17 protein-coding genes and 1 pseudogene are annotated in these 19,817 nt (G+C 32.3%); 11 read left to right on the top strand and 7 right to left on the bottom strand.

Annotated features, from left to right (window positions below):
* Positions 1 to 193: 193 nt before the first annotated feature.
* Together I6U51_RS06320 and I6U51_RS06315 are read right to left on the bottom strand one after the other, a co-directional pair.
* The gene (locus I6U51_RS06320) at positions 194 to 631 is read right to left on the bottom strand and encodes a hypothetical protein (RefSeq protein ID WP_211141834.1); all 438 of its coding nucleotides are present in this window, start codon (positions 629 to 631) and stop codon (positions 194 to 196) included.
* On the bottom strand, positions 624 to 770 hold the full coding sequence (locus tag I6U51_RS06315; RefSeq protein ID WP_211141833.1) for a hypothetical protein: 147 nt from the start codon (positions 768 to 770) through the stop codon (positions 624 to 626). Before I6U51_RS06315 ends, I6U51_RS06320 begins: the two co-directional genes overlap by 8 nt.
* A gap of 214 nt (positions 771 to 984) precedes the next feature.
* Between I6U51_RS06315 and I6U51_RS06310 the strand changes: the two genes are divergently transcribed.
* The 3 genes from I6U51_RS06310 (at position 985) to I6U51_RS06300 (ending at position 3,863) form a co-directional block, all read left to right on the top strand.
* The gene (locus I6U51_RS06310; RefSeq protein WP_211141832.1) at positions 985 to 2,880 is read left to right on the top strand and encodes an ABC-F family ATP-binding cassette domain-containing protein; all 1,896 of its coding nucleotides are present in this window, start codon (positions 985 to 987) and stop codon (positions 2,878 to 2,880) included.
* 114 nt (positions 2,881 to 2,994) lie between these two features.
* Positions 2,995 to 3,570 (top strand): response regulator, encoded by a 576-nt coding sequence (locus I6U51_RS06305; RefSeq protein ID WP_343069566.1) that lies wholly within the window; start codon positions 2,995 to 2,997, stop codon positions 3,568 to 3,570.
* A 155-nt stretch (positions 3,571 to 3,725) separates the two neighbouring features.
* Positions 3,726 to 3,863: a hypothetical protein gene (locus I6U51_RS06300; RefSeq protein ID WP_211141830.1), complete on the top strand. Its 138-nt coding sequence runs from the start codon at positions 3,726 to 3,728 to the stop codon at positions 3,861 to 3,863.
* Positions 3,864 to 4,020: 157 nt separating this feature from the next.
* Here I6U51_RS06300 and I6U51_RS06295 read toward each other — a convergent pair whose 3' ends face one another.
* Positions 4,021 to 4,683, bottom strand: coding sequence for a hypothetical protein (locus tag I6U51_RS06295; RefSeq protein WP_211141829.1), 663 nt, complete (start codon positions 4,681 to 4,683; stop codon positions 4,021 to 4,023).
* Between the two features lie 237 nt (positions 4,684 to 4,920).
* On the opposite strand from I6U51_RS06295, the gene I6U51_RS06290 reads away from it, so the two are divergent.
* The 4 genes from I6U51_RS06290 (at position 4,921) to I6U51_RS06275 (ending at position 8,731) form a co-directional block, all read left to right on the top strand.
* Entirely contained in the window at positions 4,921 to 5,757 is an 837-nt protein-coding gene (locus I6U51_RS06290) for a MerR family transcriptional regulator (RefSeq protein ID WP_211141828.1), read from the top strand.
* Between the two features lie 67 nt (positions 5,758 to 5,824).
* The gene (locus tag I6U51_RS06285) at positions 5,825 to 7,216 is read left to right on the top strand and encodes an MATE family efflux transporter (protein ID WP_211141827.1); all 1,392 of its coding nucleotides are present in this window, start codon (positions 5,825 to 5,827) and stop codon (positions 7,214 to 7,216) included.
* A 269-nt stretch (positions 7,217 to 7,485) separates the two neighbouring features.
* Positions 7,486 to 7,968 (top strand): RNA polymerase sigma factor, encoded by a 483-nt coding sequence (locus I6U51_RS06280; RefSeq protein ID WP_211141826.1) that lies wholly within the window; start codon positions 7,486 to 7,488, stop codon positions 7,966 to 7,968.
* Positions 7,961 to 8,731 (top strand): hypothetical protein, encoded by a 771-nt coding sequence (locus I6U51_RS06275; protein WP_211141825.1) that lies wholly within the window; start codon positions 7,961 to 7,963, stop codon positions 8,729 to 8,731. The genes I6U51_RS06280 and I6U51_RS06275 overlap by 8 nt, the downstream gene beginning before the upstream one ends.
* 314 nt (positions 8,732 to 9,045) lie before the next feature.
* Here the strand turns inward: I6U51_RS06275 and I6U51_RS06270 are convergent, their stop codons facing one another.
* Positions 9,046 to 9,888, bottom strand: a complete 843-nt coding sequence (locus tag I6U51_RS06270) for a TrmB family transcriptional regulator (RefSeq protein WP_211141824.1) — start codon at positions 9,886 to 9,888, stop codon at positions 9,046 to 9,048.
* Positions 9,889 to 10,095: 207 nt separating this feature from the next.
* Between I6U51_RS06270 and nifJ the strand changes: the two genes are divergently transcribed.
* The 3 genes from nifJ (at position 10,096) to I6U51_RS06255 (ending at position 15,638) form a co-directional block, all read left to right on the top strand.
* Positions 10,096 to 13,626, top strand: coding sequence for a pyruvate:ferredoxin (flavodoxin) oxidoreductase (nifJ, locus tag I6U51_RS06265; RefSeq protein ID WP_211141823.1), 3,531 nt, complete (start codon positions 10,096 to 10,098; stop codon positions 13,624 to 13,626).
* A 253-nt stretch (positions 13,627 to 13,879) separates the two neighbouring features.
* The gene (locus I6U51_RS06260) at positions 13,880 to 14,656 is read left to right on the top strand and encodes a class I SAM-dependent methyltransferase (RefSeq protein ID WP_211141997.1); all 777 of its coding nucleotides are present in this window, start codon (positions 13,880 to 13,882) and stop codon (positions 14,654 to 14,656) included.
* Between the two features lie 70 nt (positions 14,657 to 14,726).
* Positions 14,727 to 15,638, top strand: a complete 912-nt coding sequence (locus I6U51_RS06255) for a nucleoside hydrolase (RefSeq protein ID WP_211141822.1) — start codon at positions 14,727 to 14,729, stop codon at positions 15,636 to 15,638.
* 79 nt (positions 15,639 to 15,717) lie between these two features.
* Here I6U51_RS06255 and I6U51_RS06250 read toward each other — a convergent pair whose 3' ends face one another.
* From I6U51_RS06250 to I6U51_RS06240, 3 genes and pseudogenes are all read right to left on the bottom strand, one after another.
* On the bottom strand, positions 15,718 to 16,488 hold the full coding sequence (locus tag I6U51_RS06250; RefSeq protein ID WP_211141821.1) for an epoxyqueuosine reductase: 771 nt from the start codon (positions 16,486 to 16,488) through the stop codon (positions 15,718 to 15,720).
* A gap of 74 nt (positions 16,489 to 16,562) precedes the next feature.
* Positions 16,563 to 17,328 (bottom strand): annotated as a pseudogene (locus I6U51_RS06245) (AraC family transcriptional regulator).
* 547 nt (positions 17,329 to 17,875) lie between these two features.
* Positions 17,876 to 18,436, bottom strand: coding sequence for a TetR/AcrR family transcriptional regulator (locus I6U51_RS06240; protein WP_211141819.1), 561 nt, complete (start codon positions 18,434 to 18,436; stop codon positions 17,876 to 17,878).
* 143 nt (positions 18,437 to 18,579) lie between these two features.
* Here I6U51_RS06240 and I6U51_RS06235 point away from each other — a divergent pair, with 143 nt between their 5' ends.
* The gene (locus I6U51_RS06235) at positions 18,580 to 19,770 is read left to right on the top strand and encodes a multidrug efflux MFS transporter (protein ID WP_211141818.1); all 1,191 of its coding nucleotides are present in this window, start codon (positions 18,580 to 18,582) and stop codon (positions 19,768 to 19,770) included.
* Positions 19,771 to 19,817 lie beyond the last annotated feature (47 nt).

The raw sequence follows: 19,817 nt of genomic DNA, 5'->3' as shown, positions 1-19,817 counted from the left end.
AAGCCATAGCCCCCTTGGTAAATCAAGGGGGCTATAATATATTAAGGGCAAAAATCTGGTGAAAACATAGCAGAATTTAATTTTTCCCTTTTTTCTTTCTCTAAAGCAATTTTGTCTAGAATTTTAGGAACTTCCGTTGGATATAAGGTACTAATAAATTCTAAAGCATCTAAAGTATTGTCACTTGAGTGGATTATATATCTTCTCCATTTAGTATGTGTAGGCCGTGTATCCAATCAGTTAAGTTGTTTTCATGAGCCCATTCTCTAATGATAAATGCCATGATTTCACCTGTATTTTGCTGATCATGGAGTTTTAAATAATATAAATTTTTCATCCACTCTCTTTTTTCAGAGAGTCTTTTTAGTACTGATAATTCTGGCGTCCAGTTATTCTTGTCCAAAAACTTCTGTAAATCCACCCAAGCCAATTCTACATTTATGTCGCACTGATTAATCAAAGTGCGAAGTGCTCTTGTGTATTTATTATTGTGGACTAATTCACTATATTCGTCTCTGACACCTAGAGGCAAACCTGAATTTTCTGCTTTATGATAGGCCATACTTAGCAGATAATGTTTAGGATTAGGTACAAAATATTTATTATTCAAAAGAATTTTTTCATTAAGCATTTCTTGTGCACAGTGCCTGGGATAATAGGAAAGTCCATCGTAATATAATATATTTAATCTGTTCTTTATTTAACAGTTTAAAAAAATCATCAACACTTATAGATCTAGGTATATACTGGCGTGTATTCATTTCTATCATATGATTCCTCCTAGTGAATTGCATTATTTCTAATCATAATATGCTAGGTAAGGATTTTTTGTATTATTCAATTCCATTAGCTTTTGAACCTCCCATTTGATTTTTGCTATAGAAAAATGGAAGATCTAAATATATAATATTAATTGCTTTATGTTTTTTGTAAATGATATATAATTGAAAAGGGAAATAAGGGGATTTAGAAGGAGTGCATCAGATGCTAGTTAAAATTACAAATAGTTGTGTTGCTTTTGGCGCAAATACAATATTATCTAACATTGATTTTCAAATAAATGAAGGTGAAAAGGTTGCTTTAGTTGGACGAAACGGAAGCGGAAAGACAACTCTGCTTAAGTTGATTTCTGGTGAATATGATCTTGCAAAGCTTGATAATGGCGAAACCTCCTCTATTATTACAGCGAGGAATATAACTATCGGTTACCTTAGGCAGATTACTTTTGAGGATGAAAATATTACTCTTGAGGATGAAGTTAAAAAAGCCTACAAGGAAATATTTGATATAGAAATTAGAATGGAAAAACTTCTAAGTGAGATGGAAAGCAGTTCAAATAATTCTGCAGTTAAGAAATATTCAGAATTACAGGAAAGATATAATCTGATTGGAGGATACACTTATAAGAAGGAATATGAGACTGCTATCAAGCAGTTTGGATTCGCTGATGAAGATAAGAGAAAGGCTCTTTCAGAGTTTTCTGGAGGACAGCGCACTAAAATTGCCTTCATCAAGCTTTTGCTCAGTAAGCCGGATTTATTGGTATTAGACGAACCTACCAACCATCTTGATATTAATGCTATTGAATGGCTTGAAGAATATTTAAAGGCATATAAAAATGCAGTTCTTATAGTTGCCCATGATAGGGAATTTTTAGATAAGATTGTGAGCTCAGTTTATGAAATTGAACGAGGAAAAATCACAAAATATACTGGAAATTATTCTGCATTTGCTGAAAAAAAGCGTCTTGATTGGGAAATACAACAAAAAAGACATATTGAACAGCAAAAGGAAATTGCTCATTTAAGCGGACTTGTAGACCGTTTTCGTTATAAAGCTACTAAAGCTGCTATGGCACAATCTAAAATAAAGCAGCTTGAGCGTATGGATATTGTGGAAGCCCCTGAGTTGGCAGATACAAAGAGCTTTCATGCGGATTTTGAACCTGAGTATCAAAGTGTTCAGTTGGTATTGTCAGCAAAGGATTTGAAGATAGGCTATAGTAAAGCACTTTCAACACTTTCACTCAATATAATGCGTGGTGAAAAGATTGGGATTATAGGCGGCAACGGATTAGGTAAATCTACCTTTTTAAAAACTATTGTTGGTGCCATGCCTGAGCTTGGCGGTACATATTCCTTTGGGGATAAGGTTAAAATCGGATATTTTGACCAGCATATGGCACAGTATAAAAGTGATAAAACTGTACTGGATGAATATTGGGATGAGTTTCCTAATTTAACTCAGACAGAGGTTCGCAGTGCCCTTGGAGCTTTTCTTTTTACACATGAGGATGTATTTAAACCAGTTAATGCTCTTTCTGGTGGAGAAAAGGTACGTTTGGAACTATGCAAAATATTAAAGCGCAGACCAAACCTCCTGATCCTTGATGAACCTACAAATCATATGGATATAATAAGTAAGGAAACATTGGAGAAAATGCTTAAGGATTATAGCGGTACGCTACTTTTCGTTTCTCATGACAGATATTTTGTGAAACAGATTGCTTCATCGGTTTTGGTATTTGATAATGGTAATGTTGACTACTATCCTTTTGGATATGAGCACTATTTGGAACAGGCAGCAAAGAAATTTGCTGATGAAGAAATAGTTGTAGTTAAAGAGAAAAGTCAAAAGAAAAAGTTTACAACACCTGGTAAAGAAAAGGCTAAAATGGAGGCAAGGGTTAAAAAAATTGAAGTATTGATTAAGGAATGTGATGAAAGAATTGCAAAACTTCAAGAAGAGCTTCAATCGGAAGCGGTTATTTCCGATTATGTAAGACTAACGGAGCTTCAAAAGGAACTTATGGCACAGGAAGAGATCAATATGGGCTATTTAGAAGAATGGGACGAATTGCAGCATAAATTAGCTGAATAATTAACATAGGCAAACCACCGAATTTTGATAGTCGGTGGTTTGTTTCGGTTTTAGAGCAAGTAGTCATCGGATAAATGGAACAACTAAATATTGTTTTGATTTAGTTGATAATTCATATTTATTCGCCTTCTTAGGAGAATTGGCTTTGAAGTGCAGGAGGCCGAGAACGGGTTAGAAGCGATAGAGGTTTTCTCAAAGTGGCGACCTCATTTTATTTGGATGGACCTTCGCATGCCGATAATGAACGGTCTTGAAGCAACTAAAAAAATCCGTGCTGTGCAAGAGGGAGCAGATGTGCCAATTGTCATGCTTTCAGCGAGTGTGTTGGAAGAAGAAATAAAACTTATTATAAAAGCTGGTTGTACCGATTTTGTTGGTAAGCCTTACAGTGAACAGGATATTTTTACAACTATGGCCAAGCATCTAGGTATCAAATACGTTTATGAAGTGTTATGCGGGGAAGAGTCTGCGAATTTTGACGAGAATGTCCAGCAACTCATCAAATCCTTGTCTCTCGAACTTCATAATGAATTGTATGATGCAATTTCACGGCTGAATGTCAATAAAGTCGAAAAAGTAATTGAAAAAATTATAGTAGAAGATACTACGCTTGGCAGTATACTTAAAAAATATGTTACACATTTTGAGTATGATAATATTTGGACAATGTTGGAAAAACCAAAAAGATAAGGAAGTGATTTCTCTAACTTAGATGACAGCTAAGTTGAAAAATATAAATAGAATATTTCCATTCCATAATGATTTAGCTATAAATCATTACTTTCTAATTTAAAAGCATAAAAGTTTGCATTTTACAAAATATAATGATGAGAGGAGGGTTATCTATGCCTAAAAGAACTGAAAATGCTAAGAAAAACAATAAAGAAAATAAGAAAAACGATATTGGAAGACCACATGACGACGATAAGGAAATCAGAAGACCTCCAGTTTTTGAAAACGATAATGGGTTACCATTAGTATAAACATTTTAAATAGACTGATTTAAGTTGGAAAAGATGTTTCCAGAACGGATTTATGAAGTGGAAACTTGAATCAGATGGGGGTTCGTCTACGACCCTGGATAACGGCTTCTAAGCTTCAGATGGAGTTTAAAACTCCACCTGAAGCCAAGAATCCTGTTTATCCGAATTCATGTCCTGGTATCCCGTTATTAACATAAGTCTTGCCTTCTAATGGTTTGAAGCCAGATATCTTCATGTCTGTTACAACAGGATATGCATTATGATAATTGGGAAAGGTAAAGTTAAGAGTATAATCTTTTCCGTAAAAAGTAGCTTTTGTTCCATCTCCGGTAAAAACTGCTGTATTTCTAAGGAAAATAACCTTTTTGTCTTTTTTCCCATCTACCACATTTACTTCATAAACAGTAAAATCAAAAGAAGTATTAGTTACATTAGAAATTACAACTTCACAATAATTTTTTAAGATATTATCTCCGAAACGCCTATCATCAAAATAAGTGCCGTTATACAATTTAACTTTACTATTTACTTTGGTTATTTTTTGAGAAACATTATTTTTATCTTTTGCTACTTGTTTATCTGGGCTTGTTTTTGTGGATTGCGTAGAATTTGCATTATTTGAAGTTGTTCCTTTTTTTTCATCAACATTATTTTTCTCATTAGTAGTTTGTTTTGTATCATCAGTATTTTTTGAACTATTTTCTAAAGTTTGGGCTTCATTAGTAGGTTGTATAGAGTTATTTGTTTTTTTATCACTATTACAACCTACTAAAGTGAAAATCAAACTTAAACATAATATCAATACTAAATTCTTTTTCACAATTCAAACCCCTTTAATTTAAAAATTAATAACTATAATAATATTATAATAAAATCATCGTAAGTGTGAAATAAATCTCACATATTTTTCTTGTTTTATTTGAAATATTTTACAAACATGAAGCTAGGAATTTGAATAGAGGTATTGTCTAAAGAAAACTTCGTGAAAATTATAATTATGGTAAAATGTAGTTAATTGCGTTCATATAGAAATATATATGAGGAGTTGATTAATAAAATGGGCGAAAGTAAAGAATTTTATCAAATAGGAGAAGTATCTAAAATATGCAATATTCCAATAAAAACACTGCGATATTATGATGAAATAGAATTGTTAATACCAAGAAAGATTGATCCAGACAGTAATTATAGATATTATTCAAATGACCAATTGGCTTTGGTGCTTGTGATCAAGCATTTTAAAGAAGCAGGTTTTTCATTAAGGGAAATAAAAGTGCTTTTAGGCAGAGAAGACTTAGAATATAACACAAGAAAAATTAATGAAAAATGTATAGAGATTGATAATAAAATTCATGATTTAAAAATGCTAAAAGAAAAATTGCAGTTTTGCATTAAAGAAAGTAAGAAGGAAGAGAAAAAACATAAGGATTTTAAAATTGAAATAAAAGAAATACCTGTTTCTTATGTTGCTTATCTTAGAAGCAAAGGTCCTTGTACTATTGAAGAATTTGCAGTTAGGTACTGCAAGCTGATTTCATTAGTTGAAAGAAATAATTTTCATATTACAAAGAATGCTATGGCAATATATTATGATAGCTGTATCGATTTTGAAGAAAAAGAAAAGGAGGAATATGATATTGAAGTTTGTATAGCTGTATCTGAAGAAAGAGAAATAGATGATGTAGTTAGAAAATTTGGAGGATTTAAAGCTGTTACTGCTATCCATTATGGAAGTTATAATAACATGATAGATACTTATAGAAAGATGTTTAAATACATTTATGAAAATGGATATGAAATTTGTGGTGAGCCTATAGATAATTATCTTGTAGACATAATAAATACAGCAGATGAAGGAAATTATGTGACTGAATTGATAATTCCAATAAAATAAGTGTTGACTCTCCAGTTACTGTATGCATTATTCTTTCAATTATGAAGTTTGAAAGAGGTGTATATTAATGAGCGAAAAGAGTATAAAAATCAATGAAAACTATATTGAAAATGAAAAATTAAGCAAACTTATTATGAAGTTTTCAATTCCTTGCGTGCTTGCAATGGTAGTCAATGCTCTTTACAGTATTGTTGACCAGATTTTTATTGGTCAAGGGGTAGGCTATATTGGTAATGCAGCTACAAATATAACTTTTCCTCTTGTAGTTTTAGCATTAGGTTTTTCACTACTTTTAGGAGATGGAGCGGCTGCTTTCTACAGTATAAAATTAGGAGAGAAAAACAAAGAAGAGGGCGCCAAAGCAATAGGTAATGCAATTATTTTGATGGTGCTTTTAGGTTTGATATTTTTAGTAGTTGGGTATATTTTTATGGAGAAGTTACTATGGAGCTTTGGAGCTACAAGCACTAATATTTCCATAGCACTGGATTATATGAGAATAATTTTAATAGGATTTCCTTTTATGATTTTAGCAGCAGGTTTAAATTCAATAATACGTGCAGATGGAAGTCCAGAATATTCAATGTTAGCTATGATACTTGGAGCAATTGTAAATATTGTTTTGAATCCTATATTCATATTTCATTTTGCTATGGGTGTTAAAGGTTCCGCTATAGCAACAATAATAGGACAAATCTTATCCTGCATAATTTCTCTAATGTATCTTAAGAAGTTTAAAAATATAAAGTTTAAAATAGAATATTTGAAGCTTGATGTAAAGGTAAGTAAGACAATAATGCTTTTTGGAGTATCTAGTTTAATTACGCAAGTAGCGGTAACAGTAATAATAATAGTAAGCAATAATATGCTTAAGAATTATGGAGCGCAATCAATTTATGGCAGTGATATTCCCATATCAGCAATTGGTATTGTAATGAAAGTGAATGAGCTTTTATTAGGAGTTGTAATAGGTATAGCTATAGGTGGTCAGCCAATACTTGGATACAATTACGGTGCTAAAAACTTCACACGTGTGAAAGATACCTATTTTATGCTTATAAAAATATCAACAGTTGTATCAATAATAGGATTTATTATATTTCAGTTTTTTACACAAAACATAATAAATTTATTTGGTCAAAATGACACACTGTATAATGAATTTGCATTAAAATCCTTTAAGGTATTTTTGAGTTTTTGTATGTTCATAGGCTTTGAACTTACAACATGTGTTTTCTTTCAGGCTATAGGTAAGCCTGCAAAAGCAATGATACTTACATTATGTAAGCAGACCTTCTTTATAGTTCCGCTTATGATAATTTTACCTAAGTTTCTGGGAGTTTTAGGAGTTCTGTATGCAGGACCATGTGCAGAAATATTATCAGTTATAATGACTGTTATTCTTATTACATCAGAAATTAGGAAATATTCAAAGCTGGAGGTGAAGGCCAGAGGGTAAGGCTGGCTGCTCAGCTTATTAGCTTAAATAATTTCTTAAGATATCGTATTATTCAGAAATGGATTTTATGATATCTTTGTTTTGTAGTTGATTTACAGAGGCAGCTTACAGCATTGTATTAAATTATTATGAAAATAAGGTTAGTTATAGATATTATAAAAAATTTAATTTTAAGCTAAAATTAATGAACCATTTGGTAGATATATGCATCTAATTAGTGTAAAGCAAAATGGTAGCGCTACAGTTTGCAAAGAAAGGTAGGAAGTCAATTGAATAAAGATGAATTTGTAGATAAAGTTCTTGAGACTGAATCTACTTTATATCATGTATCTAAATCAATTTTGATTCATGATGAAGATTGTGAGGATGCAGTCCAGGGGGCAATTTTAAAAGCCTATAATAAATTAGATACACTAAAGAAAGAACAATATTTTAAAACATGGTTAGTTAGGATACTCATAAATGAATGCTATAGTTTAAAACGTAAAGAATATCCACAGGTATCTTATGAAGAATACTTTGAGTCTGCTAAGGCTGATGATAAAAAGGATTATAGTGAATTATATTTAGCTATTCAGAATTTACCAGAGCATATTCGTACTACAATTGTTCTTTATTATGTAGAAGGATATTCAGTAGAAGAAATTAAAGATATTTTGGAGATACCTGCAGGAACTGTAAAAAGTAGATTAGCAAAAGGACGAAAATTGTTAAAAATAAAGTTAGAGAATATGGAGGCAATATATGAATAAATACAATTGGAACAATGCCTTTCCGGATACACCTGAAAGTTTTAAAAATAAGGTAAGTGCAACATTAAACAGCTTACCAGATAAAAAGGAGAATAATGAAATGGAAAATAAAAAAATAAGTAAAAAAGGATCAATTAAGAAAAAAATTATGATTGCATTAGTAGCTGCTATGGTAGTAGGAACAACTGTATTTGCCGCAGGGAAAATATGTTATATAACTTCAAGTTCAAGTAGTAAACCAACATACACTAGTATACCTACAGTAGAACAAGTGAAGAAGGATTTAAAATTTAATCCTAAATTAATTAATAAATTTGATAACGGATATGTTTTTGAGAGCGGGCATATTGTAAATAATGAAGGACGTGACGAAAATGATAAAGCGATAGCAAAAACAAAATCACTTGATTTTACTTATAAAAAAGGGAATGATAAATTAAGCCTTTTTATGGGAAATGTAAGATTAGGTGAAAGCTCAGAGAAAGAGACTGTTAGTAATACTTATAGCGGTATAGATTTATATTATCATTCAGCTGCTTACAAGTTTGTGCCAGCAGATTATAAAATGACAGAACAAGATAAGAAGGATAAATTGTTTGGTAAATATGTATTTAGCTATGGATCTGACAAGGAAAAAATCTCTCAAATTCAATTTTTAAATTGGATGCAAGATGGAGTTTACTATTCTTTCTTAGCAAGTGATTCTAATATATCAAAAGATGAATTAGTTAAAATGGCTCAGAAGGTTATAGATACAAAATAAAAATAGTAGTGCATATAGATTTTCTATATAAAACAGTAGCCATAATGACTTTTAATGTCATTATGGCTTTCTATAATTATTTATATGTCTTGGAAAACTCCAGTACAATTCAATATTATCCTCCATCCACTTTACTATTATTTTAGTATACTTTTCCAGTATTTTTTATCTTTTACAATAATATAGGATACTTTTGTGAATTACTAGCAGAAAAAACAGGAATAAGTAGAGATTCTATCTATAATAAATCCAGTTTCTATTCTGACTATGTCAATATGTGTGAGATGTAGCTTGAAGATGATATCCCTGCGTTTTTATTCATTTAATCCCAACATTTCATGAGCACTAAACCATGGTGAGTCTGAATTAAAGCGTTTTCGAAGTTCAATCAAATCTGGACCAAAGCTAGCTTCAAGAATACTACGATGTTTATTAAGCATTTCCATGATATACAGGTCATGTATGATAACTTCCGTGATTGGCATAACTAATGCCGGATGAGCTGTCCATGCTGCACGGCTGTCATTACCTAAGGATACAATTCCTGCAACTACTTCTTTATTATCAATGCTCATGATAATCCAGCGCCCTCCGTATTCAAAGGTTATTTGATCACTAGAATCATGTGAATAAACCTTGGCAAAATCAAAAGACAGATCTCCATAAGATACGATAATTACTTCAATTCCTCTCATTGATGCTGCTTCCAAATCATCCTTTAATTCATTTGCATCCTCTGCCCATATTTCAATCAGAATGCGGCTGGTTGCTTTTTTTATAACTTCTTTAACGCGATTTATGATTGCTTCATGTCCAGTAATATTCCAAATGTTTTCTCTATACTGCGCAGTAAAAGTGTACCGTTCTAGAGCTTTTTCTGCTGCATGAAAAGCTGTTTCAGCTTTACGTTTTCTTTTAGCAATTAATTCTTTAGGTGGCAGGGGTGTGTAAAGAACAGGTGTTTCAAGACTTACAAAAATTTCTCCACGTTCAGTTAGTTCTGCTAAAACTTGATAAATTTTAGACCTTGGAACACCGGAGTTTAAGGCAATTGCATACCCTGAAAGAGGTGATTCCTCAAGTAAAGCCAGGTATGCTTTTGCCTCATATTCTGTAAAGTTTAACTCTTGTAGAGTTTTTAATATATCAAGTTTCATAATAAAATATCCTCCCCAAAAAAGCTGTCATTTAAAAACAAGTATATCATTAAATTCTTGACAAAAACAATATGAAAACCTATTCTATAAATAGAGGCTACAAAGGTAGCGACTAAATATAGATAAATATTTGGCGAAGAAGCAGCATCTAAAAATGAAAAGTAGCAATAGTTTTCATAATTATATTAGAGAAGGGAAGAATATAAAATGGCTAAAATTAAAAAAACAATGGACGGAAATGAAGCAGCAGCTTATGTCTCCTATGCATTTACTGAGGTAGCAACAATTTATCCGATTACACCTTCCTCACCTATGGCAGAACATGTAGATGAATGGGCTGCTAATGGTAAAAAGAATCTATTTGGACAAAAGGTTAGTTTAGTAGAAATGCAGGCAGAAGCTGGTGCTGCAGGAGCAATGCACGGTACACTAGAAGCTGGTGCTCTTGCTACTAGTTATACAGCATCTCAAGGATTAATGCTAATGATACCAACCATGTATAGAATATCAGGACAATTACAACCAGGTGTTTTACATGTAAGTGCTAGAACTGTTGGAACACATGCATTTTCTATTTTTGGAGATCACTCAGATGTTATGGCATGCAGACAAACAGGATTTGCTATGTTAAATACTGCAGATGTTCAAGAAGTTATGGATTTAGCAGGTGTAGCACACTTAGCTGCTATTGAGGGACATGTTCCATTCTTACATTTCTTTGATGGATTTAGAACTTCACATGAAATTCAAAAAATTGATGTAATGGATTATGAAGATTTAGGAAAATTACTAAATAATGAAGAATTAAATAAATTCAGAAAGAACTCATTGAATCCAGAAAGACCAGTGCAAAGAAGTACTGTACAAAATCCAGATGTATTTTTCCAAGCAAGAGAAGCATGTAATCCATATTATGATAGATTACCAGAAATTGTTGAAAAGTATATGGGTGAGATTAATAAAATTACAGGAAGAGATTATCATTTATTTAATTACTACGGAGCAGAAGATGCAGAATATGTAATCGTTGCGATGGGATCTGTGAGCGGAGTTGCAAAAGAGGTAGTTGATCATTTAAATGCTAATGGACAAAAAACTGGTTATTTACATGTTCATTTATATAGACCATTTTCTATAGAGCACTTCTTAAAACAATTGCCAAATACAGTAAAGAAAATATCAGTTCTTGACAGAACAAAAGAACCTGGTTCAGCAGGAGAACCTTTATACTTAGATGTATGTGCAGCATTTATAAATGAGAAGAATAAACCTCTTATATATACAGGTCGTTATGGATTGTCATCAAAGGATGTTACTCCAGAGCAAATAATTGCTGTTTATGAAAATATGAAATCATCTGATACTAAAAATCATTTTACTGTTGGTATTGAAGATGATGTAACTTTCCATTCATTAAAGCTTGGAGAGAGCATTGATTTATGTGATGAAGGAACAATAAGCTGTAAGTTCTGGGGACTTGGTTCTGATGGAACTGTTGGTGCAAATAAAAACTCTATTAAAATTATAGGCGACCATACAGATATGTATGTACAAGCATACTTTGAATATGATACTAAAAAATCAGGAGGAATTACAAAATCACATTTACGTTTTGGAAAAAATCCAATCCGTGGAAGTTACCTTGTAAAAAAGGCTGATTTTATTGCATGTCATAAAACTTCTTATATAAATCAATATGATATAGTAAATGAACTTAAACCAAATGGTGTTTTCTTACTTAACTGCGGCTGGAATGAGCAGGAAGTAGAAAATAACCTGCCAAATCACGTAAAACGTTACTTAGCACAGAACAATATTAAGTTCTATGTAATTGATGCAACTGGCATTGGAAAAGAATTAGGGCTTGGAAGCCGTACTAATACTATTTTACAGGCTGCATTCTTCAGATTGGCAAACATTATTCCAGCAGAGGAAGCATCTAAATACATGAAAAATGCAATCTTAAAATCCTATGGACATAAAGGTGATAAGATTGTAAATATGAATTATGCTGCAGTTGATCGTGGGAATGAAAGCATTAAACAAATTACAGTTAGTGCAGAGTGGGCAAACTTAAAAGATGAGCAAGCATATGTGGATGAAAAATTACCAGAGTATGTTCGTAATGTAATGAATCCTATTAATGCACAAAAGGGAGACGAACTTCCAGTCAGCACCTTTGCAAGTGCTGCAGATGGCACTGTAGCTCTAGGTTCAAGTAAGTATGAAAAAAGAGGAGTTGCTATTGATGTACCTACTTGGGATATGACAAAATGTATTCAATGTAATCAATGTTCCTATGTATGTCCTCATGCTGCAATACGTCCATTCTTATTAAATGAAGAAGAGAAAAACAATGCACCTGAAAACTATAAAATGGTACAAGCAAAAGGTAAAGATCTTGAGAAGTATCAATTTAGTATACAGGTAGATCCATTAGATTGCTTAGGATGCGGAAGCTGTGTTCAGACATGTCCTGCTAAAGAAAAAGCATTAACAATGAGCCCATTGGAAGATCAAGTAAAAGAGATGGAAAATTGGGAATATGCTATGACGCTAAGCAAAAAAGAAAATCCAATGAATAAGTTTACTGTAAAAGGAAGCCAATTTGAACAGCCATTACTTGAATTCTCAGGAGCATGTGCAGGATGTGGAGAAACTCCATATGCAAAATTAATGACTCAGTTGTTTGGAGATAGAATGTACTTTGCTAATGCAACAGGTTGTACACAAGCTTGGGGAGCAGCATGTCCATCTGTACCATATACAACTAATCATGAAGGTCATGGACCAGCTTGGTCAAACTCATTATTTGAAAATAATGCAGAGTTTTCACTAGGTATGTGTTTAGCTGTAAAGCAACAAAGAGAAAGAGTTACTTCTAAGGTAGAAGAGTTATTAAAATTAGCAGAAAATACAATTAGTAAAGATACTAAGGAAGCTTTAGAAGGTTGGCTTGCAAATAAAGACGACAGTGACAAAACTAGATATGTAAGCACAAAATTAATAAAAGCATTGGAAAATACTAAATTAGAAGGAGAGAGCCAGGAGCTTTTAGAGTTTATATTAGACAATAAAGAACATTTAGTTAAAAAATCCATGTGGATGTATGGTGGTGACGGCTGGGCATATGACATTGGATATGGCGGATTAGACCATGTATTGGCATCTGGTGAAAATGTAAATGTTCTAGTAGTTGATACAGAAGTTTATTCTAATACTGGTGGACAATCATCTAAAGCAACACCTTTAGGTGCAGTAGCTCAATTTGCAGCTTCTGGTAAGAAAACAGTTAAAAAAGATTTAGGCATGCTTGCTATGACTTATGGATACATTTATGTGGCACAGGTAGCTATGGGAGCAAATCAAACACAATTGATAAAAGCTCTAGAAGAAGCAGAAAGTTATCCAGGACCATCACTAGTAATTGCTTATGCGCCATGTATTAATCACGGAATTAAAAAGGGAATGGCATATGCACAGCTAGAATCAAAAGAAGCTGTAGAGTCAGGATACTGGCACTTATACAGATATAATCCGCTACTTAAAAAGGAAGGTAAAAACCCATTCATTTTAGATTCTAAGGAACCTTCTAAATCATATAAAGATTTTACTATGGGAGAAGTAAGATATTCATCTTTATTAAGAGCTTTCCCTGAAATTGCTGATCAATTATTCGAAGACGCAGAAATAGCAGCAAAAGAAAAATACAACCAATATAAGGCTATGTCAAAATAAAAAATTAAAATTTTAGAAGTCTGTGTTGACTTTAACACAGGCTTCTTTTTTAGTGCACATTATCCGAGCCTATTTCAGTATTTATAAAGAAAATTAATATTTTAACTGAAATATAGTATAATATTTGATAGAATGTAAAGGGAGCATAGTGGGGGAAATATTAAGCTGCCAAAAAAATAATTTGAAGTGTACAAAAGAACAATTTTTGTATTTAATAATTTTTAATATAATAACAGAAGAGGAATATAAAGAGATGACAATGGAATTAGAAAAGTACTACAATAAATTTTGTGAGGATAAAAGATTAACGAGAAAATATGGACAAGTTGAATATATTACTTCCATGAAATATATTCATGAGTATCTAGAAAATAATGAGAAAGCAAAAATCTTAGATGTTGGTGCAGGGACAGGCAGATACTCTGTACAATTGGCAAATGAAGGATATGATGTTACTGCAATTGAACTTGTGAAGCATAATCTAGGTATTTTAAAGTCAAAAGGAAGCACAGTAAAAGCATATCAGGGAACAGCATTAGATTTATCAAGATTTTCAGAAAATACTTTTGACATGACGTTGGTGTTTGGACCAATGTATCATTTATATAAATTTGAGGATAAAGTAAAAGCGCTGCAAGAGGCAAAAAGAGTAACGAAAGTAGGAGGTGTTATCTTAGTAGCATATTGTATGAACGAATATAGTGTATTAACATATGCTTTTAAGGAAAATAATATTCGTGCATGTATTGATAATGGGAAGCTTACTGATGATTTTCATGTTATAGCGGAACCAGAAGATTTATATGATTATGTAAGAATTGAAGATATTAATAAGTTAAATGAGGAAGTAGGAGTGCAAAGGATAAAATTAATTGCAGCAGATGGACATGCTAATTATATGCGACCTGTTTTGAATGCTATGGATGAAGATACATTTCAGCTTTTTCTTAATTATCATTTTTCTACCTGTGAAAGACCAGATTTGCTTGGAGCAAGCGCACATACGTTAGATATTTTGAGAAAAGAATAAGGAAAAGAGAAGAAGGCAATTCGGAAGTATCGTAGCTATATGTTTAGTATAAAATATTGGAGGCGTAAATATGAGAAGATATCCATTAATTATAGATTGTGATCCTGGAGTTGACGACGTTTTTGCTATTTTGGTAGCTTATTCAAAACCAGAATTTGATATTAAAGCTATTTGCTCAGTATCAGGGAATGTAGGGATTGATTTGACTACTCATAATGCGCAGCTTATAGCTGGACTATTAGGTTTGAACTGCATAGTGGCAAAAGGAGCGGAAAAACCGCTCATAAAGGATGTCCTGCCTGCAACTGATGTGCATGGCTCAGATGGATTAGGTGGTTATGCCGGTATATTTGGTGATGATAGATTATCAAAATTAAGTGATTTGAGTGCACTAGAGGTTGAAAGGAAAATATTAATGGAGAGCGATGAACCTGTATATATAGCTGCTACTGGTCCATTAACTAATATTGCATTACTTCTGTCAGCTTATCCAGAAGTAAAATCTAAAATCGCTGCAATCAGTATAATGGGCGGTGGAATAAATATTGGAAATGTAACTCCATGCAGTGAGTTTAACTATTTTATAGATCCTGAAGCTGCATACATTGTTTTTAATAGCGGTGTTAAACTAATGATGTGCGGCCTGAATGTTACATTAAAGGCAACCTTAACTGATATTGAGTTAAATGAAATGAGCGGGTTTCATAATACCATAGCTGATATTGGAGCGAAAATTCTTTCATCCTATGCAGCTAATGATGCGGCAATTCATGACCCCTGTGCTATATTGGCAATTTCAGATCCGGATATGTTTCAATACAAGGATCAATATGTTCAAATTGACACAAGGGCTGGCATTACACAGGGAATGAGCTATGTAGATGAAACACATAGCCTGGATAAAGAACCTAACTGTCGTGTTTTCTACGATATTGACAAGGAATTCTTTAGAAAGACTATTGTAAAATCCGTAAATATATAAGCAAGTTAATCAACAAAATGGGACTTACTACGAAGTAAGTCCTTGACCCATCTTTTAAGAATATTGTATAGCAATAGAACTATCTATTTAGTTTCACTGGATTAGTTGTAGAACAAGGAACGTTAACTAAGCATTTGCCACATACATCTGACAAACCAATATCTGAATGAAGTTTATCGTTATACAAACACATTTCATAACATTTATGTCTGTCAAAGGAATCAATTTTTAAAGCATCATTTACACATCGATCTACACATTTTTTGCATACATTCATGCGCTTATATAAACAATACTCGCTATTGTTTCTTTTAGTTGGTTCTATCTTTAAATCAGTTATAAAAGTACCAACCCTTCCACAGCATCCTTTATCAGTAATTAACATATTGTTTAATCCAAATTTTCCTAACCCAGCAATAAAAGCAACATGTCTATGAGACCAGTCACTAATTAGTTTCTTATAATCAAAATTATGTGTTGCTGGAATAATATTTGATTTATACCCTAAATTTTGCAATTCATTTTTAATAAAAGTATTTAAATCTAATATTAGCTGATTAGTTTCTATATATGCCTTTGCCCAAACTTTCGAACTTTCTTTTCCTTCCATATTACTTTTAATTATAGATTCATCAAAAGGTATGAAATATGCTACTACTGTTTTAGCTTCTGGCAAAAAATCCTTAGGCATTGCATGCGAAGGACTTACTACGTCCTTAAGCTTATCAAACATTTCATCCATTGCATCTGCATAAGCTATCAAAGGTTCTTTCCACTTTGTTTGAACATTCATTTTTTCTGGATATTGCTCTACAAATTGTTTTATAATTGTCTCTATTTTATTAGTCATTATTATCCCCCCCTAAGTTATAAAAAAATAAAGCACTATTTTTGATAGTCCTTTAAACTGTTATTTACTTACTATTATAGCTTTTTTGATTTATAAGTCTTAGCTAAAATACAGTTAGTTTTTAGCTTATTATTTGATTTTTCTTTTAAACTCTGCAGGTGTTATTTTTTCTAAGTTTTTAAATACTCTAGTAAAGGAAGAATTGTGTTCATAACCTATCATCTGAGCAATTTGTAAAATAGTTAGATCTGTATTTAAAAATAATTCTTTTGCTTTTTCTATTCTTAATTTTTGTATATATTCAACAGGGGAGACCTTCATTTTATTTTTAAACCATTCACTATAATAACTAATATTGTAATGCTCAATAGCTGCTAATTTTTTTAAATCTATATCCTCTGTAAAATGTTCATTAATATATTTTATAGAATCAGGTAGATTACCACCATCTGCAATTAAATCATAAAAGTAGAGAAATAAGTTAATAATAGAACTTGAACATTTATTGTTATCAGCCTCATTTAGCAATAAATACCTTATAGCTTTCCACTTATCATCGAATAAAAGTTCTCTTCCACCTATCATATTTTCCATATCATATCTGTTAAGTATATTACTAGGTACATCTAAAACTAAAAATTCATTATTATTATCAGCTTTAAAGGTGTGTTCACAATCTGGAGGAAGAAAGAACAAGTGATCATCCTCAAGTGCTAGTTTTTTGTAATTAGTTTTTATATTAAGTATTCCATGCAAGGGAAGAATTAATTGAGCATATGAATGAGCATGAGTGTTGAATTCACAATTATATATTCTACGTTCACATTTGATACTGTTCAAAAGTGATCACCTCGTCTTTTTATAAATTGTAGCTGTAAATTAATATAATAAGTTTATTATAACATAAAGTGAAACTTACTTCAGGTGGGGTTTTAGTTTACAACCCTGGGCGATTCCGCCCGTTAAATGCCATTTAGGCATTTAACCCCATCTGAAGTTTAGTTGAACGAATCCAGGGACGTAGACGCTCTTTACTCCCACCTTAGAGAAAAGTAGAGAACCAAAATCTATGATTTTGTGTGAATCACTTTCACAGAGTGTGATGGTAGTATTAGAGCGGGTAGTCATCGGATAAATTTAGCATTCTCAATTAAAAAGTCTAAGCTATATACGTTACGCTGAACCATACCATAAGTAACGGAGACTTCCCATAAAACTGTTGATATGACTGGCTTTAGCAGTAATGTTTGTAAAAGTATATAATGATTTAAAATAGAGCCTTGCAAAATAGCAAGGCTCAGGCTGTTAACAGATATACTATGTTACAATATTTTTTATTGCTCCCAAAAGGGTCTTGAAACGCAATCTCTAATCATATAGACCTTATCTATTTTGTTGAAAGTGACTTAATAAAATCATCTATCATATACTGAAAGCTTTCTTCCAAATTAACTTCACCATGGAAATATCCAAAAGAATACAAGGAGACAAAACCATGTAAAAGGCTCCTTAGAGTTCTTCCTTTATGAACCAATTGAGTTTTATCCTTGATATAAAATTCTAAAATCTGATAAATGATACTAGTGGTTTCTATTACTAAACGATATACTTCCGTATTTTCCGTGCTTGGAATATTCATAAAGAGTCCATAAGCAGTTCTATTTTCAAAAGCAAAATCTCTGTAGACAAAAGCAAATTCTCTGACAGCGGCTTCACCGCTTTTACCAATCAATCTTTTCATTAATATCGAATTCAAATCATTTAAAAGATACACCGTCATTCCTATTCTAAGATCATCCATATTGTTGAAATGATTATATAAAGAAGGATATTTTATACCCAGTTTTTCTGCAAGTTTAGGAAAGGTGACCTGATTAAGACCGATTTCATCAGCCAATGAAAAAGCAGTCTGAATAATCTTCTCCTTTGTTAAATTTCTTTTTTGCATCAGTATTTCACTCCTCGAAATTCATCTTCTTATGAATAGTTTAACATTATAAAGTATATTTATCAAACTATAAATTATAGTTTACAAACTACAATTTATAGTTTACTATATATTTTATAAAGATATATGCAGGGGTGATATTTATGAAAATGTGGAAAAGAAATTTAGTAGTCTGCTGGTTTGGCATGTTTGTAACAGGCATAGGAATGAGTCAGATTGCACCACTAATGCCGCTATATATAAAACATCTTGGTGTTGCTAATACGTCTTCAATTGCTGAACTTTCAGGAATTGCATTTGGTATCACTTATATAATCTCAGCTATATTTTCACCTATTTGGGGTAATGCTGCTGACAAATTTGGGAGAAAGCCAATGCTGTTAAGAGCAAGCCTTGGTATGGCGGTGGTTATAGGATGTATGGGTTTTGCACCAAATGTATATGTGTTAATAAGCTTGAGAGTGCTGCAGGGGTCTATCACAGGCTACGGTACAGCCTGCACTACACTTATTGCAACTCAGACTGATAAAGAGCATGCAGGATATGCATTAGGTACACTTTCAACGGCAAATATTGCTGGATCACTAATTGGACCAACTATTGGAGGCTTAATAGAAGAGATGTTTGGGTTACAGCCTGTATTTTTTATAACAAGTGCACTGCTTTTAGTTGCTTTTATCACAACAGCACTATTTGTAAAAGAGTCTTTTATTCGTGAAGATAAAAAGCCGCTCAGCGCAATGAAAGTTTGGAATAGTGTTCCTGAAAAGAGTTTGACCATTATTTTATCTGTGACCTTTTTTGTAATAACTCTGGCATTATATACTATTGAGCCAATTATAACGGTGTATGTCACACAGTTAAGCAAAAATACCAGTCATATTGCGCTTATATCAGGATTGGCATTCTCAGCTTCGGGTCTGGCAAATATAATTGCTGCTCCAAATTTAGGTAAACTTTCTGACAAAATAGGAGCACATAAAGTTATATTAATTGCGCTTGTAGCTGCAGGACTGATTTATATACCACAGGCTTTTGTAAAAAACCCCTGGCAGCTGATGGGGCTTCGCTTTTTATTAGGATTAACTCTAGGAGGATTAAATCCGTCTGTTAATACCTTGGTTAAGAAGATTACACCAACTTCTATTATGGGGAGAATTTTTGGCTTTACCATATCGGCAGGTTATTTAGGTGTATTTGGGGGTTCTGTTCTAGGAGGACAAGTAGCAGCAAGGTTTGGTATTAACTATGTTTTCTTTATTACAAGTGCATTGTTACTATTAAATGCTGTGTGGGTTTATTTTAAAGTGTATAAAAAATATAACTTGAATTAGTAGAGACACATAAAGATTAATAATCTTTATGTGCTTAAAAGGAATAC

Source organism: Clostridium aciditolerans, from assembly GCF_016316925.1.
Taxonomy (GTDB): domain Bacteria; phylum Bacillota; class Clostridia; order Clostridiales; family Clostridiaceae; genus Clostridium_AM; species Clostridium_AM aciditolerans.
The sequence above is the reverse complement of the archived record's forward strand: the minus strand, read 5'-3'. Positions and strand labels throughout refer to the sequence as shown.